Here is a 23,897-nt window from a genome sequence, read left to right on the forward strand (position 1 = left end):
CCTACTGGCGCGCCATCGCCAGGTTGAAACGCTGTTCGGCGGTGATGAGGTGGTCATGGTTGTCCTCGCCGATATCGAGTTGCACCCAGTCGATCTGACCGGTGAAGCGGTTGCCGGTCGGCCCGTAATCCGGTGAGGCCGGCGATCCGGTGTCCGATCCGACGTCGCAGGCTTCATCGGCGGAATAACCCATCGGGATGGTCTGCTCGACGCGCCCGGTGCCGACGGGCTTCCCGTCGTAGTACAGCGCCACGTCGCCACCCTTGGCCAGGCCGCCGCCGTCATAGGTGAACTCCATGCGCACCTGATGTTTTCCGGCCGGGATCGGTTCGTCGGCGGCCGTGATGTAATGCTCGATACCGAAGAAGTTGAAGCAGTACTTGAGCTTTCCCTCATGGGCGTACAGCGACCAGCCGCCCACGCTGCCGCCCTGGGTGATGATGACACCGTCGGCCCCGGACTCGGGAACCACGATGTTGGCCGTCACCGAGTACGACTTGTTCTTCAGGGTCAGCACCGCCCACTCGCTGACGCGCATGCCCTGGAACAACAATTGGGTGTTGCCGCGGATCAGCTGCGGGCGGCCGGCAATATCTGGGTTGATGCGTTCGAAGCCCCGGTCATCCAGTGGTACCACGTTGTACTTCACCGCTTCGATGAGCCAGAGACGTTGCAGTTCGGCAAGTTTCTGCGGATTCTCGGCGGCGAGATCGCGCGACTGCGTCCAGTCATCGGGGGCGTAGAGTTCCCACACGTCATCGTCGAACGGCGGCGGGGTGTCGGCCTTCCACGGTGTGCGGTGTTTTGTCACCGCGGTCCAGCCCTGGAAGTAGATGCCGCGGTTACCCATCATCTCGAAGTACTGGACCTCGTGGGTCTCGGGCGCCTCGGCGGACTGCAGCGTGCCCAACATGCTGACACCTTCCAGCGGCGCCTGCGCGATCCCGTTCACCTGCGTCGGCGCCGGAAGGCCCGCCGCCTCCAGGATTGTCGGCGCCACATCGATCACATGGTGGAACTGGGAACGGACCTGACCGGTGTCGGTGATCCCGTTGGGCCAGTGCACGATGGTGCCGTTGCGGGTACCGCCCCAGTGCGAGGCCACCTGCTTGGTCCACTGGTACGGCGTGCACAGCCCGTGCGCCCAGCCCACCGCGTAGTGGTTGTAGGCCTCCGGGGTGCCGAAATCGTCGATCTTGGACAGCAGGAACTCGGGTGTCTCGATGCCGGGCATGCCGTTGAGCGTCGTCATCTCGTTGAAGCAACCGTTGATCGTGCCTTCGGCCGAGGCCCCGTTGTCGCCGATGATGTAGTAGATCAACGTGTCGTCGAGGAAGCCGAGTTCCTCGATGGCGTCGACGACGCGGCCGACCTCGTGATCGGTCTGCTCCAGGAAGCCGGCGTAGATCTCCATCTGGCGCGCCAGCACCGGTTTCAGTTCCTCGGGCATGTCATCCCAGGCCGGGATCTCATCGTGCCGGGCGGTGAGCACGGCATCCCCGGGTACCACCCCTAGCTCCTTTTGTTCGGCGATGATTCGCTCCCGCAGCACATCCCAGCCGTCATCGAACTGGCCCTGGTACTTGTCCGACCACTCCTTGGACACCTGGTGCGGGGCATGCGTGGCGCCCGGTGCGAAGTACATGAAAAACGGTTTGTCGGGCAGCAGCGCCTTCTGCTGCCGCACCCAGGTGATCGCGCGGTCGGCGAGATCCTCGGTGAGCGTGTAGCCCTCCTCCGGCGAGCGGGGCGGCTCGACCGCTGTGGTGCCTTCGTAGAGTCCCGGGTAGTACTGGTTGGCCTCGCCGCCGACGAAACCGTAGAAGTACTCGAAACCCGAGCCGGTAGGCCACTGATGGAACGGGCCGACGGGGGTCACCTCCCAGCCGGGCACCTCATGACACTTGCCGAACTGCGCCGTCGAATACCCGTTGAGTTTCAGGGTTTCGGCGATCGGCGCCTTGTCCTTGGGCCGGATGCTGTTGTTACCCGGCGCCGAGGTCGCCATCTCGGTGATGGCCCCCATCCCCACCGAGTGGTGGTTACGTCCGGTCAGCAGCGCCTGACGCGTCGGCGAGCACAAGGCGGTGGTGTGGAAGCGGTTGAGCTTCACCCCACCGGCGGCCAGCCGCTCGGCCACCGGGGTGTGGCACGGGCCGCCGAATGCCGAGGACGCGCCGAATCCGACATCGTCGATGAGCACGATGAGCACATTCGGTGCCCCCGCCGGCGGCCGCAGCTCCCGGATGGGTGGGTACTTGGTGTTGGGATCCTTGGCGTCATAGGTGGTCAGCCCGACGTGCTTGGCGTCCGGGATGGGTAGTTGTTCGCGCGCCAGACTCATATCACCCATCCCATCAGCCGAACAGAACTGATGGGCACCCTACGTCCGTGACGCTCCGGCGTCTGCCGAAAGTCGCGCGCACCTACAGCCGGGACTGCTCCTTGATGCCGGTGTCGGTGGTACGCAGCGGGCGGATCAACCCGTCCTGGCTGAACGAGGCGAGCAGCTCGCCCTCTTCGGTGTGCACGGTGCCGCGCACATAGGACATCCCGGCACCGACCTGGGTGCTCTCATGGCCGTAGAGCAGCCAGCCCTGCCACTGCACGGGCTCGTGGAAGCTGACCGAGACGGTCATCGGTGCGGTCGACACCGTCAGGTGTGCCTGTGCGGTGCCGATGCCTTCGTGGGCGCGCATGGTGGTTGAAATCCCCAGGTGTCCGGTGAAATACGCAATCAGTGCCTTGGCCAGATCATCACGGGCCGGAATCGGATCGTAGTGCAACCAGGCGAACAACTCGGGTGGACCGACCTCGTCGGGGCTGTTGACGTCGACGACGTCCACCAGTCGCACCTGACGACCGTTCATCGCCATGATGCCCGGCTGGGCGTCGGCCGGAGCGACCACGTCCGCCTTGGGCAGCTGGTGGCGGATCACGTCACCGGAGGGCACATCGGTCAGCACGGTGATGGTGATGCACCGCTTGCCGTTCTGCGAGGCGGTCACCACCGCGGTCGCCGTCGAACGGCCCTCGGAGATGACGTCGATCTCGAGTTCCACCGGCGGGCCGACCAGCACGACGCGGGCGAAGACGGCAGATGCCGACCGCACCGACTTGTCCGGAAACCGTTTCGCCACCGCGACGATGGCCTGGGCCAGCACCTGGGTGCCTTCCACCACTTGACGATCGTCGGCACCGGCGAGGCCGGTCTGCGCGATGAAGCGGTTCTCGCCGTCGGGCTGCGGCTCGAAGAGCTCGAGCAGTCCCTCCAGCGTCCACAGCACCTGCTCCTGCGCCAGATCCGAAGTGGTCTTGTCCGATGTCGTCATGCGTCCCTTCCTGGTGGCTCTGCAAAAACGGTAACGTCATTCTCACGGGTTGCACAATGGTTCCGGTCCAGAGGGGGTCTGTAGATGGCCAAGTCGACGGCACGCACACCGGCAACCGCCGAGGAAGCCGAGTCACGGCCCGCCCGGTTCATGAAATCGGCCCTGGAGATCCTCGGGGAGACCGGCCGTACCGATTTCACCGTGCTGGCCGTCGTCGAACGCTCCAAGACGTCGTTGCGGTCGTTCTACCAGCACTACTCCACCAAGGATGAGCTGCTGCTGGCGCTTGTCGACAGGATCATGTCGGAGTCGGCGGCCCGCTGGCGCACCGACGTGGCGGACCTGGACGCGATCGCGGCGTTGCGCACCCTGGTCACCCGGATCAGCGCGCCGGCCGCGTCGACCAAACAGGACAGCATCAACCGCGGTCTAACCTTCTACAACGACCACCTCGCCGAGACGCTGCCGCGCGAGTACGCCCGCGTGCTGTCTCCACTTCACCTGCTGATCAGGGACATCATCGCCGCGGGCATCACCGAGGGGGTGTTCCGCGAAGCCTCGTCCACCGAGATCGACACCGCGTCCGCGCTCATCATGCAGACCGTGCTCGGCGCGCTGCGATTACGGGCGCTCGGCGCCGAACTCAACGGCGCTCCCGTCGAGGGCAGCCATATCTACGAGTTCTGCGTGCGAAGTCTGCTGCGCGACCCCGGTCAGCTCATCTGACGATCGTGGTAACGTCATTACCACTCCACGGAAACCAGCCTTTCAGGAGATGGAAATGCCCTCACGCACGTTGTCGTATCCGGTGTTCGACGCCGACAATCACTTCTACGAGCCCAAGGAAGCGCTGACGCAGTTCCTCCCGGACCACCGCAAGGGCGTCATCGACTACATCGAGGTGCGCGGCCGCACCAAGATCATGGTCCGTAACCAGGTCAGCGACTACATTCCCAATCCGACCTTCGAGGTGGTCGCCCGGCCCGGCGCCCAGGAGGACTACTTCCGGCACGGCAGCGGCGGCAAGAGCTACCGCGAGGTGATGGGCAAGCCGATGAAGGCCATCCCCGCGTTCCGCAACCCGGCGGCCCGCGTGGAGGTGTTGGACAGCCTGGGCCTGGACTACACGTTGATGTTCCCGACACTCGCCAGCCTGGTCGAAGAGCGCCTCAAGGACGACCCGGATCTGATCCTCGACATCGTGCACGCGCTCAACCAGTGGATGTACGAGACGTGGCAGTTCAACTACGAGGACCGCATCTTCTCCACCCCGGTGATCAACCTCGGCAACGTCGACCGCGCCCTGGAGGAACTCGAGTGGTGTCTGGAGCGCGGCGCCAAGACCGTCCTGGTCCGGCCCGCCCCGGTGCCGGGTTACCGCGGCAGCCGCTCGATGGGCGTCGAGGAGTTCGATCCGTTCTGGGACGCCTGCGTCAAGGCCGGCATCCCGGTGGCGATGCACGCCTCCGACAGCGGGTACTCGAACTACCTCAACGACTGGGAGCCCGCGACCGAGTTCAAGCCGTTCTCCCCCACGTCTTTCCGGATGGTCGCGATGGGCAAGCGCCCCATCGAGGACACCATGGCCGCGTTGGTGTGCCACGGCGCGCTGACCCGCAACCCGGACCTGCGCATCCTGTCGGTCGAGAACGGCGCCTCCTGGGTGCCCTACCTGCACTACCAGTTCAAGGACGTCTACTCGAAGATGCCGGACTCCTTCCCCGAGGATCCGATCCAGGCGTTCCGGCGCTGCGTGTACGTGGCACCGTTCTGGGAGGACAACTTCAAGGACATGGCCGATCTGTGCGGTATCGACCGCGTCATCTTCGGCTCCGACTGGCCGCATCCGGAGGGCCTTGCCGATCCGATCAACCTGGTGAGCGACCTGGAAGCCAACGGCCTGGACGAAGAGGGCGTGCGAAAGGTGATGGGCGCCAACTTGATCGACCTGTTCAAAGTTCCCAACCAGATCGTGCACAAGCCGGACGTGCCCGCCATGACGTTCGCCTGAGGAAGAGATCACCATGACCGCTGCGGCCAATCCGGAACAGATGCTGTTCGCCTCCACCGCGCAGGCCTTCCTGGAGAAGGAGGCGTCGCTGAGCAAGGTGCGCGAGATCCAGGGCGCTGGAGGTTCTTTCGACGCCACATGGTGGCAGCGTGCAGCCGAACTGGGCTGGGCGAGCCTGCTGGTACCCGAGGAACTCGGCGGCGGCAGCGTCTCCGGTGACGGCGTGGCCGACCTCACCCTGCTCGCCGAGCAGGCCGGGCGCACCGTCGCTCCCGGTCCGCTGCATCCGGTCAGCGTGGTGCTGGCCGGACTGGTCGAGGCCCCGGACGGCCATGAGGCGACGATCGAGTCGCTGGTGTCGGGTGAAGCGGTGGCGAGCTGGGCGGTCTATGAACCCGGGAAGCCGTTCTCTCCGTTGACGGCGGAGCTGACGGCCACGGCCACCGATGGTGGCTACCGGCTCGACGGCGTCAAGGACCGGGTCGAATCCGGCGATGCGGCCGACGTGCTGCTGGTCACCGCGACCCTGGACGGCGCGGTGCGGCAGTTCTTGGTGCCCGCCGACGCCGCAGGTGTGAGCGTGAAGACGCAGCGCTCGGTGGACATGGTGAAGCGTTACGCGCGAATCGCTTTCGACGGTGTCCAGATCGACGCCGCCGCAGTGGTCGGCACGGCCGAGCAGACCGCCGAGGTGATCGAACGCCAGCGCCAAGTTGCGCTGGTTCTGCAGTGCGCCGAGACCGTCGGCATCCTGGATGCGGTGCTGGCGATGACCAATCAGTGGCTGCTCGACAGGCACAGCTTCGGCAGGCCACTGGCCTCCTATCAAGCCCTCAAGCACCGCTTCGCGGATATGAAGCTGTGGTTCGAGGCCGCCAGGGCCACCACCGCCGGTGCCGCCGAAGCCGTCGGCGCACGGTCCCCGGAGGCACGTAAGTTCGTCAGCGTCGCAAAGGCCTATGTCGGCGAACGTGCCCCGGTGATGCTGCAGGACTGCGTGCAGTTGCACGGCGGTATCGGCGTGACCTGGGAGCACGACCTGCACCTGTATCTGCGGCGGGCAGCCCTCAACCGGGCGATGTTCGGCTCACCGGAGGACCACCACCGAGCCATTTTCGAACTGAGCCGAAAGGTTCCCGCATGACCGACACCGCGATCTCCACCCAGACCGATGAGTCCGTCGCCGATTTCAGCGCCAGGGCCCGGACGTGGCTGGCGGAGAACATGCCGCCGATCGACCCGGAGAATCCGCCGTTCATGGTGCGCGCCGACCAGCAGTCCTGGGATCGCGCCAAGGAACTGCAGCAGAAGTTGCACGCGGGCGGTTTCGCCGGCATCTGCTTTCCCCGCGAATAYGGCGGGCTAGGACTGGATCTGGCCTACCAGAAGGCGTTCAACGCCGAATGCCGCTCCTACGAGATGCCGCTGATCCTGAACACCCCGTCGTTCACCATCTGCTCGGCGACCATCCTGGATGTCGGCAGCGAGGACCAGAAGCGCGAGCGCATCTCGGCGGCCATCCGCGGCGAAGAGATCCTGTGCCAGCTGCTGTCCGAGCCCAGCGGCGGATCCGATCTGGCCGGGGTGATCACCCGGGCCGACCGGGTCGGCGACAAGTGGATCATCAACGGCGCCAAGACCTGGAGCACCAGCGCATTCGCGGCCGACTACGGCTTGATGCTGGCCCGCACCGACTGGACGGTGCCCAAACACGAGGGCCTCACCATGTTCCTGGTGCCCCTTTCCGCGCCCGGCATCACGATGCGCCGGATCACCGAGGTCAACGGCAACGAGGAGTTCTGCGAAGAGTTCTTCGACGGTCTCGAACTCGGCGATGATGCCGTCGTCGGTGCGGTCAACGACGGCTGGACCGTGGCGTCGCGCCAGCTGCATCACGAGCGGCGCGCCGTCGGAGGCGGATCCGAATTCGCCAGTGGCACAGGCGCGGAGAACGCCAGCGAGATGCCGCCCGATCACGTCGGGCTGGCGGAGGCCACCGGTCAGGGCAGCGACGCCCGGGTACAGGACCTGGCCGGTCGCGCGCTGGCGCGCCGTATCGTCAAAGATCAGCTCATCGACCACGTGTCCCGGTGCATCGCGGACGGCTCATTGCCGCCCAATGCCGGCACCTTGATCCGGTTGTTCCATGCCGAGACCACCGAACTCGAGGTCGACACCGCGCTGGCCATCGCCGGCACCGCGGGCGTCATCGACGAGGGCAGCGGTCTGCAGGAGATCGGTGTGCGCTATCTGTCCCGGCAGACCGGCTCACTGGGCGGCGGCAGCTCCGAGATGGCCCGCAACGTCATCAGTGAGCGGGTGCTCGGTTTCCCGCGTGAACCCGCCGCCGACCGTGGTGTGCCGTTCAATCAGGTCAAGCGCAACAAGACCTAAATCGTTTGCCCGTGCAGGGATGCCGCCAACATCATGGGTCCCATGCTCGATATCGATCGATTCATCAGCGATGGCTTCGTCAAGCTCGACGGGGCCTTTGACCGCGACCTCGGCCTGCGCTGCCAGGAACGGCTGTGGCGGACCACCGGTCTGGACCCGGCAGATCCCGCGCACTGGACGGAGTCACTGGTCCGGGTGACCGCCATGGCGACCCCGGAGTTCACCGCCTCGGCCAACACCGAGGTCCTCACCGCGGCGTTCGACGCCCTGGTCGGCGCCGGCGGCTGGCGGCCCCGGCTCGGGATGGGCACCTTCCCCTTGCGCTTTCCCAGCACCGAACCGCCGCGCGAAGCCGGCTGGCATGTCGAGGCGTCGTTCTACGACGCCGAGGGGCCGCGGCTGAGCCTGCGGTCCCGCGGCCGCGCGCTGCTGATGCTGTTCCTGTACTCCGATGTCGGACCCGATGACGCGCCCACCGCGATCCGGATCGGGTCTCATCGCGCCGTACCGAAGGTGTTGGCTCAGTACGGGTCCGAGGGCGCTCCGTGGATGTCGGTGTGTGAGCGGGTGGTGCCGGCGACCGAGGGCTGCGAGGTCGTGGCCGCCACCGGACGCATCGGCGACGTCTATCTGTGCCACCCGTTCGTGGTGCATACCGCGACCGCACACCGTGGCGCGGTCCCGCGGTTCATGGCGCAGCCGCCGCTGGAACCCACCGGTGAACTCGATCTGGAGGCCGCGCACCCCAGTCCGGTGGCCCGCGCGGTGCTGGACGGCCTCGACCGGACCGCCGCGTTCTAGAACAGGGTGGGGTGCGCCGGTGCCGTGACTTCGGAGGAAACGGCACCGGCGCGCGCCATGGGCCCACGCCCAGTCAATCGGTACCGGGTGAGCAGCGGCGCGACCCGGGCGCGCAGCTCATCGCGGTACTCCGGCGGGAGATAGGCCCCGCGCCGGTACAGACTCCGGTATTGGAAGACGAGTTCGGGATGTGCACGCTGCAGCCACTGCATGAACCACCCGCGCGTCGACCCGCGCAGGTGCAACCCGAACACGGTGGCGCCGGTCGCGCCGGCCTCGGCGATCGCTGCCAGCAGCGCGTCGAGATGCTCGGTGGAATCGGTCAGGCCGGGCAGCACGGGTGCGACCATCACGTGGCAGTTCAGGCCGGCATCGCGGATCGCGGAGATCAACGCCAGCCGCGCCTGCGGCGACGGTGTGCCGGGTTCGATGTCGCGCTGCAGGTCTGCATCGATGACCGCCAGCGAAATCGACACACTGGCGCCCGCGCCCTCGTGTTCGGCCTCGGCGATCAGCGGCAGATCGCGGCGCAGCAGGGTGCCCTTGGTCAGGATCGAGTAGGAGGTGCCGGATTCGGCGAGCGCGGTCAGGATGCCCGGCATCAGCCGGTACCGGCCCTCGGCCCGCTGATAGGGATCGGTGTTGGTACCGAGGGCCACCGTCTCGCGCGTCCACGAGGGCCGACGCAGCTCACGGGAAAGCACCTCGGCCACATTGGTTTTCACCACGACCTGGGTGTCGAAGTCCCCACCGGGGTCGAAGTCCAGATACTCATGTGTCGGCCGGGCAAAGCAGTACCGGCAGGCATGCGAGCAGCCGCGGTAGCCGTTGACGGTGTAGCGGAATGGCAGCATCGCCGCATTGGGCACCTTGTTCAGCGCGGATTTGCACAGGATCTCGTGGAAGGTGATCCCGTCGAACTCCGGAGTGCGCACGCTGCGGACGAAACCGAGCCGGGCCAGACCCGGCAGAGCGCCGTCGTCGGCGCGCACACTCTGACCGTCCCATCGCATGTCCTCATCGAACAATTGTTCGATGGCGTTGTCAAGCGCCGGTCAGGGGCGCGCTTCGAACACCAGGTTGAACGGGGTCTCGGCGACGCGCCGGAACAGGCTGAAGCCGCCGTCGTCGACCATCACCTCGGCCAGGCGGCGCTCGCCGGCCTGCGCCCCGAGCGCCGGCCCCTGCTGAGCCAGTGAGACCGGCACGCAGATCAGTGAGGACGCCCCGTAGAACACCCGGCTCACCGGATTGAGGTTGTCCGCCAGACTCTCCCCGGCGAACGGCTCCACGAGCAGGCAGTGACCATCGGGTTTCAGCGACCGCCGTGCATGTGCTGCCGCGCCGCCCGGGTCGGCCATATCGTGCAGGCAGTCGAAGAAGGCGATCAGGTCGTAGTCGCCACCTCGGTAACCGGTCGCATCGGCCACCTCGAAGGACGCGTTGGCGACACCCGCCTGCGCGGCGTGCTCACGCGCGGTGGCGATCGACTCATCGTGATAGTCGATCCCGACGAATTGTGAGTCCGGAAAGGCCTGCGCCATAAGGATTGTGGTGACACCGTGCCCACAGCCGATATCGGCCGCCTTCGCCCCGGCCGCGAGTTTGTCGACCACACCGTCGAGGGCGGGCAGCCAGGAATCCAGCAGATGTGCCCGGTAACCGGCCCGGAAGAACCGCTCCGTGCCGCGGAACAGGCACGGGTGGTGCTCGCCCCACTCCATGCCGGCGCCGGTCCGGAAGTTCTCCACCGCGAGCGATTTGACGTGGAACAGGTCCTCGACCACCGAGTAGCCGCCGGGCAGATCCACCGGCCCGTCCGGATCGGCCAGGCACAGCGCCTGCTCCTCGTTGAGGAAGTAGGTCCCGGTGGCGCTGTCGTATTCGACGTAACCGCCGGCGGCCTGATTGGCCAGCCACTCCCGCACATAGCGCTCGACCGTGCCGGTGCGCTCGGCCAGTTCCGCCGAGGTCCACCGTCCCTCGGCCAGTGCCGCATACAGGCCGAGCTCATCGCCGATCAGCACCAGCATGGCGCTCATCGACGCCCCGAGATCACCGACCGCCTTGTTCAGAAATGCCTGGAGTTTGGCTTCGTCGACGGCCATGACAGGCTCCTTCGCCCGCGGCACCCGGGCGGATGCCCGCACAGTGCGAACTTACTCCGAGCCGGGGGCGGCCACGGTGAAATGCGCAAGCGGGTGCCGCTGGCAGCAAACCGATGTCAGGCGGCGCCGATCACCACTGGGTGCCCTGGCAGGTGACGCTGTACGGGTTGTCCTGCGCGGCGATGATCTGGTCGCCCGCGGCAACCTCACAATGGGCGTTCGGAGGGCCGACCGACCCCTTCGTCGTGCTGCTGACCTGCAGGATGGCCCACTGCGGATCGGCCAGCGTGGTCTCGAACACCCACGGCGCCTCGGGACCGACGGTGATGGTCTCGCGTTTGGCGTATGCATACGCATCGGCGTTGTAGGCGTCCTTGCTCGGCGGCTGCGCCGTCACGTAGAACACCTGGAACTGGTAGGGCGCTCCCGAGGTCAGCGTGTAGCGCACCACCTGACCGTCCGGCTCGGCACTGGCCGTCGCGGTACCGAAGGCGAGCGCCGCGCCCGCCACCATCGCTGCCGCGCCGGCGGCTGCTCCTACCTTGCTCGTGGTTTTTCGCATGCCCATCACATCGCCGGACGCTACCGGATCGTTACAACAAGCAGTCCGGCACCGTCCGAACCCCGTCCGAACGGCGCCTTGTACCCGTTAATCGCCGAAGAACACCGATTGAGCAACAGGTTAATTTGTTCGTCACATAGAGAAATTTCACAGAAACCTAGGCGTCCTAACGTGCCGATTCGACACCCACTCGGGTTCCGAAAGTTCTGACGATGCAGTGAAATCGAAGGAAAGGCCTTAGATGCGACTCCCCCGACCGATGTTCAACAGATCAGCATTGATAGCGGGGAGTGTCGTGGTCACCGCCTCGATGGTGCTCTCCGCGTGCGGTAGCAAGGCCAGCGACGAAGAGGGCGCTGCTGCTGCCTCCTGCGTGGACACCTCGGGCTCCACCGTCAAGGTCGGCTCGCTGAACTCACTGTCGGGCACCATGGCCATCTCCGAGGTCACCGTGCGCGATGCCATCAAGCTCGCCGTCGACGAGATCAACGCCGCCGGCGGAGTGCTGGACAAGCAGATCCAGATCGTCGGCGAGGACGGCGCGTCCGAACCCACCGTGTTCGCCGAGAAAGCCGAGAAGCTGATCAGCAGTGACTGTGTCGCCGCCGTTTTCGGTGGCTGGACCTCGTCGAGCCGCAAGGCCATGCTGCCGGTGTTCGAGAGCAACAACTCGCTGCTCTACTACCCGGTGCAGTACGAGGGCCTGGAGTCGAGCAAGAACATCTTCTACACCGGCGCGACCACCAACCAGCAGATCGTGCCTGCGCTGGACTACCTGAAGGAAAAGGGCACTAAGTCGCTCTACCTGGTGGGCAGTGACTACGTCTTTCCGCAGACCGCCAACCGGATCATCAAGGCGTACGCCGAGGCCAACGGTATCGAGATCAAGGGCGAGGACTACACGCCGCTGGGCTCCACCGATTTCTCCACCATCATCAACAAGGTCCGCACGGCCGACGCCGACGCGGTGTTCAACACCCTCAACGGTGACTCCAACGTGGCGTTCTTCCGCGAGTACAAGAACGTGGGCCTGACCCCGCAGGCGATGCCGGTGGTCTCGGTGTCGATCGCCGAGGAAGAGGTCGGCGGTATCGGCGTGCAGAACATCACCGATCAGCTGACCGCGTGGAACTACTACCAGACCATCGACACCCCGGTGAACAACGCGTTCGTCGCCGCCTACAAGAAGGCCTACGGCGCGAACAAGCCCACCTCGGATCCGATGGAAGCCGCCTACGTCTCGGTGTACCTGTGGAAGAACACCGTCGAGAAGGCAGGCTCGTTCGACGTCAAGGCGATTCAGGACAATGCCGGCGGGGTCAGCTTCGACGCCCCCGAGGGCAAGGTGACCATCGACGGCGAGAACAACCACATCACCAAGACCGCGCGTATCGGCGAGATCAAGCCCGATGGACTCATCTACACGGTGTGGGAGTCCCCCGGCCCGATCGAGCCGGACCCGTACCTGAAGTCCTACCCGTGGGCCGCCGGACTCTCCGGTTAACACATGGATGTCCTGATCGGACAGCTGGCAACAGGATTGAGCCTCGGCTCGATCCTGTTGCTCGCTGCACTAGGCCTCTCACTGACATTCGGTCAGATGGGCGTCATCAACATGGCGCACGGCGAATTCATCATGGCCGGCTGCTACACCGCCTATGTGGTACAGCAGGTCATTTCGAACACCGGGGCCTCACTGTTGATCTCACTGGTCGTCGGCTTCCTCGTCGGCGGCGCGATGGGTGTACTGCTGGAAGTCACGCTGATCCAGCGGATGTATGACCGGCCCCTGGACACCCTGCTGGTGACCTTCGGTGTCGGCCTGATCCTGCAGCAGATCGCCCGCGACATCTTCGGCGCACCGGCGGTCAACGTCGTTGCACCGGAATGGCTTTCCGGCGGTGTGGAGATCCTGGGCGCGGTGGTACCCAAGACCCGCATCTYCATCCTGGTGCTGGCCGCGGTGGCCGTCGTGGCACTGGCGACGGCGCTGAAGGCCAGCCCGATGGGCCGGCGGATCCGGGCGGTCGTGCAGAACCGGGATCTGGCGGAGACCAGCGGCATCTCGTCACGGCGCACCGACATCACCACGTTCTTCATCGGTTCCGGGCTGGCCGGGGTGGCCGGGGTGGCGTTGACGCTGATCGGCTCGACGAGCCCGACCACCGGGCAGAGCTATCTGATCGACGCCTTCCTGGTCGTGGTGGTCGGTGGCCTGGGACAGATCAAGGGCACCGTCATCGCCGCACTGGGCCTCGGTTTCCTGAATTCGTTCATCGAGTACAGCACCACGGCCTCGCTGGCCAAGGTGATTCTGTTCGTGATCATCGTGTTCTTCCTGCAGGTGCGCCCACAGGGCCTGTTCACGGTTCGAACGAGGAGTCTGGTGTGAAACAACTCATCGGTCGTTGGCAGACATGGGCCGGCTTCGGTGTCGGCGCCATCGTGTTGTTCGGTCTGGCCCCCGCCATCCTCTCCGATTTCCGGCTGGGTCTGTTCGCGAAGTTCCTGTGCTTCGCGATCGTCGCCGTCGGGATCGGATTGGCTTGGGGCCGTGGCGGAATGCTGGTGCTGGGCCAGGGCGTGTTCTTCGGCCTCGGTGGCTACATCATGGGCATGCACCTGAAGATCTCGGATGCGGCGCTGACCGATCAGGACGTGCCGGACTTCATGCAGATCGCCGGCGTGCGGGAACTGCCCGGCTACTGGCAGCCGTTCGCCTCACCGGTGGTCACCCTGGTGGCCATTGTGGTGATCCCCACCGGGATCGCCGCCCTGCTCGGCTTCGGCGTCTTCAAACGGCGGGTCAAGGGTGCCTATTTCGCGATCCTGTCCCAGGCGCTGGCGGCCGCGCTGGCCATCTTGCTGATCGGGCAGACCAGTGTGGGTGGCAGTAACGGACTGACCAACTTCCGCACCTTCTTCGGGTTCTCCCTCAAGGATCCGGTGAACAAGCAGATGCTCTACTTCATCGCGGCAGCGGTGCTGCTGCTGTCGGTAGCAGTGGTCCGGCAGCTCATGCAGAGCCGGTACGGGGAACTGCTGGTCGCGGTGCGCGATGGCGAAGAGCGGGTGCGCTTCCTGGGCTACGACCCGGCGAATATCAAGGTGGTGGCCTATGTGGTCGCCGCGCTGTTCGCCAGCATCGCCGGCGCACTGTTCGCGCCGATCGTCGGGTTCATCGCGCCGTCGCAGGTGGGTGTTCTGCCCTCGATCGCCTTCCTGATCGGGGTGGCCATCGGCGGACGCACCACCCTGCTCGGGCCGGTGCTCGGCGCAATCGGTGTGGCATGGGCGCAAACCCTGCTGTCGGAACGCTTCCCGTCGGAGTGGACCTACGCGCAGGGCCTGCTGTTCATCGTCGTGGTCGGCTTCTTCCCGGCCGGGCTGGCCGGCCTTGGCGTGTTCCTGCGGCGCCGGCGCAAGGGCAAACCCGATGCCGAGCCAGAACCGGTCCCCCTGCCCGATCCCGACCCGGAACCAGAGAAGGCCGGAGCCAACGTATGAGCGCAGTAGAAACCGAAGTGCACCCCGAACCCGCCGCCGGCGGCAACGTCGGCATGGGTACCCAGTACCTGGAAGTACGCGGGCTCACCGTCGATTTCGACGGATTCAAGGCCGTCACCGATGTGGACCTGACGCTGTTCCAGGGCGATCTGCGCTTCCTCATCGGACCCAACGGCGCCGGCAAGACCACCGTGATCGACGCGATCACCGGTCTGGTGTCCGGCACCGGGTCGGTCAGCAAGTCGGGCGTGGAGCTGCTCGGCAAGAAGGTGCACCAGATCGCGCGGCGCGGGGTCGGGCGAACCTTCCAGACGGCCAGCGTGTTCGAGCAGCTGACGGTCTTGCAGAACCTGGACATCGCGGCGGGAGCCGGACGCTCGGCCTGGAGCCTGCTGCGCAGGCGGTCGGGAATCCTGCCCTCCATCGAAGAGGCTTTGGAGACAACGGGATTGGCCGACCTGGCCGACAAGCCGGCCGGCGTGCTGGCGCACGGCCAGAAGCAGTGGCTGGAGATCGGCATGCTGCTGGTGCAGAACGCCGATGTGCTGCTGCTCGACGAACCGGTCGCCGGGATGAGTCACGAGGAACGCGAGGAAACCGGAAACCTGCTGCGCCGCATCGGCGGTGAGCGCACCGTGGTGGTCGTCGAGCACGATATGGACTTCATGCGGGCGTTCGCGACGTCGGTGACGGTGCTGGCCCGCGGTCAGGTGATCGCCGAGGGTTCGGTGGCCGAGGTGCAGGCCAACCCCCGCGTGCAGGAGGTCTATCTCGGCACGGCGGCGGCGGGCACCGAGGGTGTTCCCGATGAACTCAAGGAGGAGTCCTGATGCTCGAACTCGTCGACGTCAGGACCGGTTACGGCCGCTCCGAGGTCATTCACGGGGTCACCCTCGAAGTGCCCTCCGACGGGGTGGCCGCGGTGATGGGCCACAACGGGGCGGGCAAGACCACCCTGCTGCGCGCCGCGGTCGGATTGCTGAAATGCAGTGCGGGCAAGGTGCTCTTCGACGGTCAGGACATCACCAAGCTGCGGCCCAGTGCCCGGGTGGCCAGGGGCCTGGCCTATGTGCCGCAAGGTCAGCAGTCCTTCGGCCAGCTGACCACCGCCGAGAACCTCCAGGTGGTGGCCGACGGACGCAAGAATGGCAAGAAGCTGATCGACGAGCAGCTCGACCTGTTCCCGGCCCTGAAGGAACTACTGACCCGTCGCGCCGGCCTGCTCTCCGGTGGTCAGCGCCAGCAACTGGCCATCGCCCGGGCTCTGATCACCACGCCGAAGTGCCTGATCCTCGACGAACCGACCGAGGGCATCCAGCCGTCGGTGGTGGCCGAGATCGAGGCCGCGATCACCGCATTGACGGCCCGCGGCGATCTCGGTGTGCTGCTGGTCGAGCAGCACATCGGTTTCGCCCTGGAGTCCGCGCAGCGCTACTACATCCTGGAGGCCGGCCGGGTGACCTCCAGCGGTACCGGCGGATCCGCCTCGGAGGCCGAGGTGCGTGCGGCCATGGCCATCTAGAGCTCGAGCAGCACCGTCACCGGCCCGTCGTTGACGAGTTCGACGCTCATGTGCGCCCCGAACACGCCGGTCTGCACCGGCGCACCGAGTGCGCGCAGGGCATCGGCGAACCCATCGACGAGCGGTTCGGCGACCGGGCGTGGTGCGGCGGCGTTCCATGACGGTCGGCGGCCCTTGACGGTGTTGGCGTACAGAGTGAACTGGCTGACCACCAGGATCGGCGCACCGGTATCCGCGGCGGCCTGCTCATCGTCGAGAACGCGCAGCCGCCATAGCTTTTCGGCCATTTTGGCGGCCAGGGCTGCGTCATCGGTGTGGGTGATGCCGACCAGGGCGAGCAGACCCTGACCGGACGGCTCGATCTGCCCGACGGTCGCGCCGTCCACCACCACCCGCGCCGAAGTCACGCGTTGCACCAGAACTCGCATGCACCGACCCTAGAGTGTTCCCATGACGTCATCGGGCGGGCCACGCATCATTGCCGAACAGGGCGGCCTGGTGGTCGCCGAGGACGGCGCGCACGTACTGGTCATCGACCGCGGCAGCGGCCTCACCCAGATCGGGGCGTTCGTGCTTCTGGTGATCACCCTGGTGTTCGGCGGCTTCGGCATCGTGTCGACGTCGATGGCCCTGCGTGGTGGCGAGAGCAACCCGCCGTTGGTCCTGGGCCTGGTGATTCTCGCGGTCGGCATCCTCGCCGCGGCGGCCCTGGCCTTCACCGTCCGCTCACTGCGCCGCATCCGGTCGGCGCCGTTGAGTGCCTTCGTGCCGGTGGCCGTCTTCGACCGCAGCGACCGCACGTACCGGGACGGGGTGGGACAGGTCGTCGGCAGCCTGGAACAGGTGCGCTTCGAGAAGCGGATGCAGATCGGTTCCAGCTCACCGAAGCTGGTGGCCGTCACACCGCACGGCGCTTATGTTCTCAAGCGCGGGAACCCGTTCGGCGGACGCATCCACGGTATGGACGCGGTGCTGTCCACCGCGATCTTCGGCCCGGAGCGCTAACCCAGGCGGCGCAGCACCTCCGCGGCCACCGCATCGATCGCGATGTCGACCTGCTCGCCGGTGCCGAGGTCCTTCACCCCGATGGTGCCCGCCTCGATATCGCGGTCCCCGGCCACCAGTGCGATGGCGGCACCGGAGCGGTCCGCGCCGCGCATCGAGGCCTTGAGACTGCGGTCACCATAGGCAAGATCGACACGAATGCCGTTGGCGCGCAGAGCTGAAGCCAGCTTCGCCAGTTCGAGCTTGGCCGTCTCCCCCAGCGGCACGCCGTAAACGTCCACCCGGTTGGCGGCGCCGACGGTCTTGCCCTCGGCCTTGAGCGCCAGCACCGTGCGGTCCACGCCGAGCCCGAACCCGATACCGGACAGATCCTGCCCGCCGAGCTGACCCATCAGGCCGTCGTAGCGGCCTCCGCCGCCGATACCGGACTGGGCGCCCAACCCGTCGTGCACGAATTCGAAGGTCGTCTTGGTGTAGTAATCCAGCCCGCGCACCATCCGCGGGTTCACCACATAGGGCACCCCGAGCGCGTCCAGATGGGCCAGCACGGTCTCGAAGTGCGCCTTGGCGACATCGGAGAGGTGATCGAGCATCAACGGCGCACCGGCCGTCATCTCCCGGACCGCGGGACGCTTGTCGTCGAGCACCCGCAGCGGGTTGATCTCGGCGCGGCGCCGGGTCTCCTCGTCGAGGTCGAGCGTGAACAGGAACTCCTGCAACAACTCCCGGTACTGCGGCCGGCAGGTCTCGTCGCCGAGTGAGGTGATCTCCAGGCGGAAGCCGTCCAGCCCGAGGGACCGGAAGCCACCGTCGGCCACCGCGATCACCTCGGCGTCCAGCGCCGGGTCGTCGACGCCGATGGCCTCCACGCCGACCTGTTGGAGCTGGCGGTAGCGTCCGGCCTGCGGGCGCTCGTACCGGAAGAACGGGCCCGCGTAGCAGAGTTTGACCGGCAGCTGCCCGCGGTCCAAACCGTGCTCGATGACCGCGCGCATGACACCGGCGGTGCCCTCCGGCCGCAGTGTCACCGAACGCTCCCCGCGGTCGGCGAAGGTGTACATCTCCTTGCTGACCACATCGGTGGACTCGCCGACGCCCCGGGCGAACAACGCGGTGTCCTCGAAGATCGGCAGCTCGACATCGCCGTATCCGGCGCGCCGGGCCGCTTCCAGCAGGCCGTCGCGCACCGCCACGAATGCCGCGGAGTCGGGCGGCAGGTAGTCGGGCACCCCTTTGGGAGCCTTGAAATCAGTCACAGAGTCAGACCTTCGAGGAACGGGTTGGTTCGGCGTTCGATGCCGATGGTGGATTTTTCGCCGTGGCCCGGTAGTACCACGGTGTCGTCGTCGAGCACCAACAGTTTTGTCACGATCGACGTCAGCAGTTGACGCCCGCTTCCGCCCAGCAGATCACTTCGGCCGATCGCACCCTTGAACAAGGTGTCGCCGGTGAAGGCATGCTGCACGATCCCCGCGTCGGCGAGCTCACCCCCGATCCGGAACACCACCGACCCGGGCGTGTGCCCGGGCGTGTGGTCCACCGTCACGGTGATATCGCCGAGGTCCAGCTGCATACCGTCGTCGACCAGCTCGATGACCTGGCGCGGTTCGGAGAAGAACGCGGACACTGCGCGCTTACCGAATCCCAGCATCAGCGACTGTGCCCGGCCTGACGCAGTGAGATCCATGATCGGATCGGTGAGCATCGCGCGGTCCTCGGGATGGATGTAGACCGGGCACCCGTAGGTGTCGGCCACCTTCTGGGCCGACCACATGTGATCGATGTGGCCGTGGGTCAGCAGTACCGCCGCCGGGGTGAGCCGGTGTTCGTCCAGGATCGTGCGCAGCCTGCCGAACGCCGACTGACCGGGGTCGACGATGACGGCGTCGGCTCCCGCGTGCGGTGCCAGCACGTAGCAGTTGCACGCCAGCACCCCCGCAGGGAATCCGGTGATCAACACCGGGCAAGTTTCCCACGTCCAGTTTCCCGACCGGTATTCGCGCGGGTCGCACGGCCCGCACTCAGAATCGCCTGGCACACTCGGTGCCGATGTGAACGCGCAGCCGACGCTGCGCAGACCCGAGGAGGACAGCGGCGGTGCCGACCAACGAACAGCGACGGGCAGCGGCCAAGCGCAAGCTCGAGCGCCAACTCGAACGCCGGGAGCAGCGCGCCAAGAGGCAGCGTCTGATCACCATCATCGCCTCGGTGACCGGCGTGCTCGTGGTGGTCGGCGCGGTGGCCGCCACCGTCATCATCACCAACAAGGACTCCGCGACCACCGCCTCGGCCTCCACCACCACCAGCGTCGATCCCGGCGCCCCGCAGCCCGCCGCAGACGGCAAGCTGCCCGCGTTCGTGGCACCGGCCGGTCTCGGCCAGGACTGCCAGTACCCGGCGGCCGCCGAGGCCAGCAGGAAGGTCAACCCGCCGCGCACCGGCGCGATCCCGATGGACGAGGCCGAGATCAGCGTCAGCATGGCCACCGATCAGGGCAACATCGGCCTGATCCTCAACAACGCCCAGGCGCCGTGCACCTCGAACAGCTTCGCCAGCCTGGCCGGGCAGGGCTACTTCAACGACACCCCGTGCCACCGACTGACCACCAGTGACAGCCTGTCGGTCCTGCAGTGCGGTGACCCGACCGGACAGGGCACCGGCGGTCCGGGCTACGAATTCGCCAACGAGTACCCGACCAACCAGTACCAGCCGGACAACCCGGCGCTGCAGCAGCCGGTGCTCTACCCGCGCGGCACGTTGGCCATGGCCAACGCCGGCGCCGGCACCAACGGCAGCCAGTTCTTCCTGGTCTACAAGGATTCGCAGTTGCCGCCGAACTACACCGTGTTCGGCACCATCGACGAGACCGGCCTGGCCACCCTGGACAAGATCGCCGGCGCCGGGGTGGAGGGTGGCGGCCAGGATGGTCCGCCGGCCACCAAGGTCCAGGTGAAGACGATCCAGCTGGACTGAGTCGATGAGCGTCCCGCCGTACGGGTCCCACCCGCCCGGCTACCCACCGGCCTACGGCTATCCGCCTCCGCCGAGGCCGACCAATGCACTGGCCATCGCCTCGCTCATCTGCGCCTTTTTGCTGGCGCCGCTGGGCATCGTGTTCGGCCACATCTCGCTGTCGCAGATCAAGCGCACCGGGGAGGACGGACGCGGGCTGGCCATCGCAGGCCTGGTGATCGGCTATCTGCTCACGGTGCTGGGGGCGCTGGTCCTGGTCTTCACGTTCGTGGTGACGCGGGCGATCGTCGAGGACATCCGCCAGTACAACCCGAACGCGCCGGGCTACACCGCCCAGCCGGGTATCCCCGCCGAGGCGCTGCCGCCGTTCAAGCCGCCGGCCACCCTGGGCTCCAACTGCCAGTACCTGAAAACCTCGGAGCCGGCCGCCAAGCCGGTGCAGCCGCCGAGGATGGGTCGGGTGCCGACGACCCCGGCGACCGTGACCGGCGTGATCACCACCGACCAGGGGGCGATCGGTGTGCGGTTGAACAACGCGCAGGCGCCGTGCACGGTGAACAACTTCGCCAGCCTGGCCCAGAAGGGCTACTTCAGCGGCACCGACTGTCACCGGCTGACCACGTCTGCCGAGCTCGGGGTGCTGCAGTGCGGTGACCCGCTGGGAACCGGCAAGGGCGGACCGGGCTACCAGTTCCCCAACGAGTACCCGACCAATCAGTACCGGCTGACCGACCCCGCGGTGAAGATCCCGGTGATCTATCCCCGGGGCACGCTGGCCATGGCCAATGCCGGCCCCGGCACCAACGGCAGCCAGTTCTTCCTGGTGTACCAGGACTCCGAGTTACCGCCCACCTACACGGTATTCGGCACAATCGACGGTCCCGGACTCGAGGTGCTGGATCGGATCGCCGCCGACGGCGTCGGCGACGGCAGCGATGACGGTAAGCCGGCCACCCCGGTCACCATCGAGAGGGTGCAGGTGCAGTGAACGTGGTGCGTCAGCTGTCCACGAGCTTGGACTGGATGTAGAACTCGACGTTCTCGCCCTCGACCTTGGTGACCTTGACGTTGGCGACGTAATCACCGTCCGGGCCGGTGAACGTGCATTCGAACTCGGTGCCCGCCTCGGCCTTGACGCCGTCCGGGCAGGTGACGTCCTTCGGGGTGAAGCCGGTTTCCTTGGAGACCAGGTCGGTCACCGATTGCGCGGCGCCCTCGGGCTTGATGGTGGACCCGCAGCCGGTGACGACCAGGGCCAGCGACGCAAGAACGATCATGAACGCTGTACGCATCCGCGCAGTATTGCACCTAGGCCGCTGACGTGACCCGATACACGTCGTAGACGCCTTCGACATTGCGCACCACGTTCAGCACATGCCCGAGATGTTTGGGGTCACCCATCTCGAAGGTGAACCGGCTGATCGCCACCCGGTCATTGGAGGTGGTCACCGACGCCGACAGGATGTTGACCTTCTCGTCGGCGAGCACCCGGGTGACATCGGAGAGCAGACGATGCCGGTCCAGAGCCTCCACCTGGATTGCGACCAGGAACACCGAGGACGGCGACGGGGCCCACTGCACCTCGATGATGCGCTCGGACTGGTCTTGCAGCGACTGCGCATTCGTACAGTCGGTGCGGTGCACGCTGACACCGCCGCCGCGGGTGACGAACCCCATGATGACGTCGCCAGGTACCGGGGTACAGCACTTGGCCAGCTTGGTCAGCACTCCCGCCGCGCCCGGCACCGAGACGCCGACGTCATCGCTGGTGCGTTGGCGCACCGGCATGGTCGCCGGGGTCGAGCGTTCGGCGATCTCGTCTTCGGCCTCTTCGTCACCGCCGAGTTGAGCCAGCAGCCGCTGCACCACGTGGCGCGCCGAGGTGTGCCCCTCACCGACCGCGGTGTAGAGCGCGGAGACGTCGGCGTAGTGCAACTCGCGCGCCAGCGCGCTCATCGAATCGCCGTTCATCAACCGCTGCAACGGAAGTCCGCCGCGGCGCACCTCCTTGACGATGGCGTCCTTGCCGRCTTCCAGTGCCTCTTCGCGGCGCTCCTTGGCGAACCACTGCCGGATCTTGGCCTTGGCGCGCGGTGACACCACGAAGGTCTGCCAGTCCCGTGACGGCCCGGCGTTGGCGGCCTTGGAGGTGAAAACCTCGACCTGGTCCCCGTTTTCGAGTTTGCGTTCCAGCGCCACCAACCGGTGGTTCACCCGGGCACCGATACAGCGGTGGCCCACCTCGGTGTGCACGGCGTAGGCGAAGTCCACCGGCGTGGAACCGGTGGGCAGGGTGACCACGTCGCCCTTGGGGGTGAAGACGAAGATCTCCTGCACGGCAAGGTCGTAACGCAGCGATTCCAGGAACTCGCCGGGGTCCGCGGCTTCCCGCTGCCAGTCCAGCAGTTGGCGCATCCAGGCCATCTCGTCGATCTCGGACGATGTGCTTCCCGCCGGTAAACCGTTGCGCCCCTTGGCTTCCTTGTAGCGCCAGTGCGCGGCGATACCGAACTCGGCGGTGTCGTGCATCTCGTTGGTGCGGATCTGCACTTCCAGGGGTTTGCCCTCCGGGCCGATCACCGTGGTGTGCAGCGACTGGTATACGCCGTAACGCGGCTGGGCGATGTAATCCTTGAAACGGCCGGCCATCGGCTGCCACAGCGAGTGCACCACACCCACGGCGGCATAGCAGTCACGCATGTCGTGGCACAGGATCCGCACGCCGACCAGATCGTGGATATCGTCGAAGTCGCGGCCCTTGACGATCATCTTCTGATAGATGGACCAGTAATGCTTGGGCCGGCCCTCCACCGAGGCGTTGATCTTCATGGCGGCCAGCGAGGAACCGATCTCGGCCCGCACCCGGGCCAGGTAGGTGTCGCGCGACGGGGCGCGATCGGCCACCAGTCGGACGATCTCCTCGTACCGTTTGGGGTGCAGGATCGCGAACGACAGATCCTCCAGCTCCCATTTGACGGTCGCCATCCCCAGCCGATGGGCCAGGGGCGCAATGACTTCCAGGGTTTCACGAGCCTTGCGGGCCTGCTTCTCCGGCGGCAGGAAACGCATGGTGCGCATGTTGTGCAGCCGGTCGGCGACCTTGATCACCAGCACCCGCGGGTCGCGCGCCATCGCGATGATCATCTTGCGGATGGTCTCGCCCTCGGCGGCACTGCCCAACGCGACCTTGTCGAGTTTGGTCACGCCGTCGACGAGGTGGCCGACCTCGCTGCCGAAGTCGTCGGTGAGGGCCTCCAGCGAGTACCCGGTGTCCTCGACGGTGTCGTGCAGCAGCGCAGCGACCAGCGTGGTGGTGTCCATGCCCAACTCGGCCAGGATGTTCGCCACGGCGAGCGGATGAGTGATGTAGGGATCACCGGAGCGGCGCAACTGGTCGGCGTGGCGCTCCTCGGCGACGTCGTAGGCGCGCTGCAGGATCGCCAGATCGGCCTTGGGGTGGAACTGCCGGTGCACCGCGACCAGCGGTTCGAGCACCGGGTTGACCAGGCTGCGCTGCGACGTCATCCGCCGCGCCAGCCGCGCGCGCACGCGTCGCGACGCGCTGATCTTCGAGGTGTCCGGCGGGGTGGTCTCGCCCGCAGGCGCGGGCGCGACGACCTGTCCGCTACCGGAATCCTCCGCCACGTTCACCTCCCAGCCGGTTGGAGTTCTGCGCCTGAGA

General features: G+C 66.6%; 23 protein-coding genes. 13 read left to right on the forward strand and 10 right to left on the reverse strand.

The window, feature by feature from the left end; genetic code table 11:
* Position 1 precedes the first annotated feature (1 nt).
* A complete protein-coding gene (locus tag AC1DTF_RS01530; RefSeq protein WP_477472765.1) occupies positions 2-2,344 on the reverse strand; it encodes a sulfatase-like hydrolase/transferase in 2,343 nt (780 codons plus the stop codon).
* 82 nt (positions 2,345-2,426) lie between these two features.
* A complete protein-coding gene (locus AC1DTF_RS01535) occupies positions 2,427-3,332 on the reverse strand; it encodes an acyl-CoA thioesterase (RefSeq protein WP_477472766.1) in 906 nt (301 codons plus the stop codon).
* 84 nt (positions 3,333-3,416) lie between these two features.
* Here AC1DTF_RS01535 and AC1DTF_RS01540 point away from each other — a divergent pair, with 84 nt between their 5' ends.
* The 5 genes from AC1DTF_RS01540 to AC1DTF_RS01560 are packed head-to-tail and all read left to right on the forward strand — an operon-like array spanning position 3,417 to position 8,538.
* A complete protein-coding gene (locus tag AC1DTF_RS01540) occupies positions 3,417-4,058 on the forward strand; it encodes a TetR/AcrR family transcriptional regulator (protein ID WP_477472767.1) in 642 nt (213 codons plus the stop codon).
* 55 nt (positions 4,059-4,113) lie between these two features.
* On the forward strand, positions 4,114-5,343 hold the full coding sequence (locus tag AC1DTF_RS01545) for an amidohydrolase family protein (protein ID WP_057165538.1): 1,230 nt from the start codon (positions 4,114-4,116) through the stop codon (positions 5,341-5,343).
* A 13-nt stretch (positions 5,344-5,356) separates the two neighbouring features.
* Positions 5,357-6,487 (forward strand): acyl-CoA dehydrogenase family protein, encoded by a 1,131-nt coding sequence (locus AC1DTF_RS01550; protein ID WP_477472768.1) that lies wholly within the window; start codon positions 5,357-5,359, stop codon positions 6,485-6,487.
* Positions 6,484-7,737, forward strand: coding sequence for an acyl-CoA dehydrogenase family protein (locus tag AC1DTF_RS01555; RefSeq protein ID WP_057164985.1), 1,254 nt, complete (start codon positions 6,484-6,486; stop codon positions 7,735-7,737). The genes AC1DTF_RS01550 and AC1DTF_RS01555 overlap by 4 nt, the downstream gene beginning before the upstream one ends.
* A 42-nt stretch (positions 7,738-7,779) precedes the next feature.
* Positions 7,780-8,538, forward strand: a complete 759-nt coding sequence (locus AC1DTF_RS01560; RefSeq protein WP_477472769.1) for a phytanoyl-CoA dioxygenase family protein — start codon at positions 7,780-7,782, stop codon at positions 8,536-8,538.
* On the opposite strand, the gene AC1DTF_RS01565 is transcribed toward AC1DTF_RS01560, so the two are convergent.
* The 3 genes from AC1DTF_RS01565 to AC1DTF_RS01575 all read right to left on the reverse strand — a co-directional run bounded on the left by AC1DTF_RS01565 (position 8,535) and on the right by AC1DTF_RS01575 (position 11,208).
* Positions 8,535-9,551 (reverse strand): Rv2578c family radical SAM protein, encoded by a 1,017-nt coding sequence (locus AC1DTF_RS01565; protein ID WP_477472770.1) that lies wholly within the window; start codon positions 9,549-9,551, stop codon positions 8,535-8,537. The two genes, AC1DTF_RS01560 and AC1DTF_RS01565, sit on opposite strands and share 4 nt — an antisense overlap.
* A gap of 42 nt (positions 9,552-9,593) precedes the next feature.
* Positions 9,594-10,646 (reverse strand): class I SAM-dependent methyltransferase, encoded by a 1,053-nt coding sequence (locus AC1DTF_RS01570; RefSeq protein WP_477472771.1) that lies wholly within the window; start codon positions 10,644-10,646, stop codon positions 9,594-9,596.
* A gap of 130 nt (positions 10,647-10,776) precedes the next feature.
* Positions 10,777-11,208 carry a hypothetical protein gene (locus tag AC1DTF_RS01575; RefSeq protein WP_477472772.1) on the reverse strand — a complete coding sequence of 144 codons (432 nt, stop codon included), beginning with the start codon at positions 11,206-11,208 and terminating at the stop codon, positions 10,777-10,779.
* A gap of 241 nt (positions 11,209-11,449) precedes the next feature.
* Between AC1DTF_RS01575 and urtA the strand changes: the two genes are divergently transcribed.
* Genes urtA through urtE form a run of 5 tightly spaced genes read left to right on the forward strand, consistent with a single transcriptional unit; the run spans position 11,450 to position 16,237 of the window.
* Complete coding sequence (gene urtA, locus AC1DTF_RS01580) at positions 11,450-12,712, forward strand: urea ABC transporter substrate-binding protein (protein ID WP_149445274.1); 1,263 nt, start codon at positions 11,450-11,452, stop codon at positions 12,710-12,712.
* A gap of 3 nt (positions 12,713-12,715) precedes the next feature.
* Positions 12,716-13,600 carry an urea ABC transporter permease subunit UrtB gene (gene urtB / locus AC1DTF_RS01585; protein WP_477472773.1) on the forward strand — a complete coding sequence of 295 codons (885 nt, stop codon included), beginning with the start codon at positions 12,716-12,718 and terminating at the stop codon, positions 13,598-13,600.
* On the forward strand, positions 13,597-14,715 hold the full coding sequence (urtC, locus tag AC1DTF_RS01590) for an urea ABC transporter permease subunit UrtC (protein WP_057164981.1): 1,119 nt from the start codon (positions 13,597-13,599) through the stop codon (positions 14,713-14,715). The genes urtB and urtC overlap by 4 nt, the downstream gene beginning before the upstream one ends.
* Positions 14,712-15,545, forward strand: coding sequence for an urea ABC transporter ATP-binding protein UrtD (urtD, locus tag AC1DTF_RS01595; protein WP_057164980.1), 834 nt, complete (start codon positions 14,712-14,714; stop codon positions 15,543-15,545). The genes urtC and urtD overlap by 4 nt, the downstream gene beginning before the upstream one ends.
* Positions 15,545-16,237: an urea ABC transporter ATP-binding subunit UrtE gene (gene urtE / locus AC1DTF_RS01600; protein ID WP_057164979.1), complete on the forward strand. Its 693-nt coding sequence runs from the start codon at positions 15,545-15,547 to the stop codon at positions 16,235-16,237. The genes urtD and urtE overlap by 1 nt, the downstream gene beginning before the upstream one ends.
* Here urtE and dtd read toward each other — a convergent pair.
* Positions 16,234-16,665: a D-aminoacyl-tRNA deacylase gene (gene dtd / locus AC1DTF_RS01605; protein WP_477472774.1), complete on the reverse strand. Its 432-nt coding sequence runs from the start codon at positions 16,663-16,665 to the stop codon at positions 16,234-16,236. The genes urtE and dtd overlap by 4 nt on opposite strands.
* Before the next feature lie 22 nt (positions 16,666-16,687).
* On the opposite strand from dtd, the gene AC1DTF_RS01610 reads away from it, so the two are divergent.
* The gene (locus AC1DTF_RS01610; protein ID WP_477472775.1) at positions 16,688-17,242 is read left to right on the forward strand and encodes a hypothetical protein; all 555 of its coding nucleotides are present in this window, start codon (positions 16,688-16,690) and stop codon (positions 17,240-17,242) included.
* On the opposite strand, the gene hisS is transcribed toward AC1DTF_RS01610, so the two are convergent.
* Positions 17,239-18,498, reverse strand: coding sequence for a histidine--tRNA ligase (gene hisS / locus AC1DTF_RS01615; RefSeq protein ID WP_477472776.1), 1,260 nt, complete (start codon positions 18,496-18,498; stop codon positions 17,239-17,241). The two genes, AC1DTF_RS01610 and hisS, sit on opposite strands and share 4 nt — an antisense overlap.
* The gene (locus AC1DTF_RS01620; RefSeq protein ID WP_057164976.1) at positions 18,495-19,202 is read right to left on the reverse strand and encodes an MBL fold metallo-hydrolase; all 708 of its coding nucleotides are present in this window, start codon (positions 19,200-19,202) and stop codon (positions 18,495-18,497) included. The genes hisS and AC1DTF_RS01620 overlap by 4 nt, the downstream gene beginning before the upstream one ends.
* Before the next feature lie 137 nt (positions 19,203-19,339).
* Between AC1DTF_RS01620 and AC1DTF_RS01625 the strand changes: the two genes are divergently transcribed.
* On the forward strand, positions 19,340-20,215 hold the full coding sequence (locus tag AC1DTF_RS01625; RefSeq protein WP_057164975.1) for a peptidylprolyl isomerase: 876 nt from the start codon (positions 19,340-19,342) through the stop codon (positions 20,213-20,215).
* A 4-nt stretch (positions 20,216-20,219) separates the two neighbouring features.
* Positions 20,220-21,203, forward strand: a complete 984-nt coding sequence (locus AC1DTF_RS01630; protein ID WP_477472777.1) for a peptidylprolyl isomerase — start codon at positions 20,220-20,222, stop codon at positions 21,201-21,203.
* A 10-nt stretch (positions 21,204-21,213) separates the two neighbouring features.
* Here the strand turns inward: AC1DTF_RS01630 and AC1DTF_RS01635 are convergent, their stop codons facing one another.
* Together AC1DTF_RS01635 and AC1DTF_RS01640 are read right to left on the reverse strand one after the other, a co-directional pair.
* A complete protein-coding gene (locus AC1DTF_RS01635; RefSeq protein WP_057164973.1) occupies positions 21,214-21,507 on the reverse strand; it encodes a DUF4333 domain-containing protein in 294 nt (97 codons plus the stop codon).
* A gap of 16 nt (positions 21,508-21,523) precedes the next feature.
* Positions 21,524-23,860 (reverse strand): RelA/SpoT family protein, encoded by a 2,337-nt coding sequence (locus AC1DTF_RS01640; RefSeq protein ID WP_477472778.1) that lies wholly within the window; start codon positions 23,858-23,860, stop codon positions 21,524-21,526.
* Positions 23,861-23,897: the final 37 nt, after the last annotated feature.

This window comes from Mycobacterium sp. P4_H6 (genome assembly GCF_056400845.1).

Coding starts and splice junctions, on each gene's coding strand:
- AC1DTF_RS01530 (WP_477472765.1), bottom strand. CDS start 2,344: ATGAGTCTGGCGCGCGAACAACTACCCATCCCGGACGCCAAGCACGTC.
- AC1DTF_RS01535 (WP_477472766.1), bottom strand. CDS start 3,332: ATGACGACATCGGACAAGACCACTTCGGATCTGGCGCAGGAGCAGGTG.
- AC1DTF_RS01540 (WP_477472767.1), top strand. CDS start 3,417: ATGGCCAAGTCGACGGCACGCACACCGGCAACCGCCGAGGAAGCCGAG.
- AC1DTF_RS01545 (WP_057165538.1), top strand. CDS start 4,114: ATGCCCTCACGCACGTTGTCGTATCCGGTGTTCGACGCCGACAATCAC.
- AC1DTF_RS01550 (WP_477472768.1), top strand. CDS start 5,357: ATGACCGCTGCGGCCAATCCGGAACAGATGCTGTTCGCCTCCACCGCG.
- AC1DTF_RS01560 (WP_477472769.1), top strand. CDS start 7,780: ATGCTCGATATCGATCGATTCATCAGCGATGGCTTCGTCAAGCTCGAC.
- AC1DTF_RS01565 (WP_477472770.1), bottom strand. CDS start 9,551: ATGCGATGGGACGGTCAGAGTGTGCGCGCCGACGACGGCGCTCTGCCG.
- AC1DTF_RS01570 (WP_477472771.1), bottom strand. CDS start 10,646: ATGGCCGTCGACGAAGCCAAACTCCAGGCATTTCTGAACAAGGCGGTC.
- AC1DTF_RS01575 (WP_477472772.1), bottom strand. CDS start 11,208: ATGCGAAAAACCACGAGCAAGGTAGGAGCAGCCGCCGGCGCGGCAGCG.
- urtA (WP_149445274.1), top strand. CDS start 11,450: ATGCGACTCCCCCGACCGATGTTCAACAGATCAGCATTGATAGCGGGG.
- urtD (WP_057164980.1), top strand. CDS start 14,712: ATGAGCGCAGTAGAAACCGAAGTGCACCCCGAACCCGCCGCCGGCGGC.
- urtE (WP_057164979.1), top strand. CDS start 15,545: ATGCTCGAACTCGTCGACGTCAGGACCGGTTACGGCCGCTCCGAGGTC.
- dtd (WP_477472774.1), bottom strand. CDS start 16,665: ATGCGAGTTCTGGTGCAACGCGTGACTTCGGCGCGGGTGGTGGTGGAC.
- AC1DTF_RS01610 (WP_477472775.1), top strand. CDS start 16,688: ATGACGTCATCGGGCGGGCCACGCATCATTGCCGAACAGGGCGGCCTG.
- AC1DTF_RS01630 (WP_477472777.1), top strand. CDS start 20,220: ATGAGCGTCCCGCCGTACGGGTCCCACCCGCCCGGCTACCCACCGGCC.
- AC1DTF_RS01635 (WP_057164973.1), bottom strand. CDS start 21,507: ATGCGTACAGCGTTCATGATCGTTCTTGCGTCGCTGGCCCTGGTCGTC.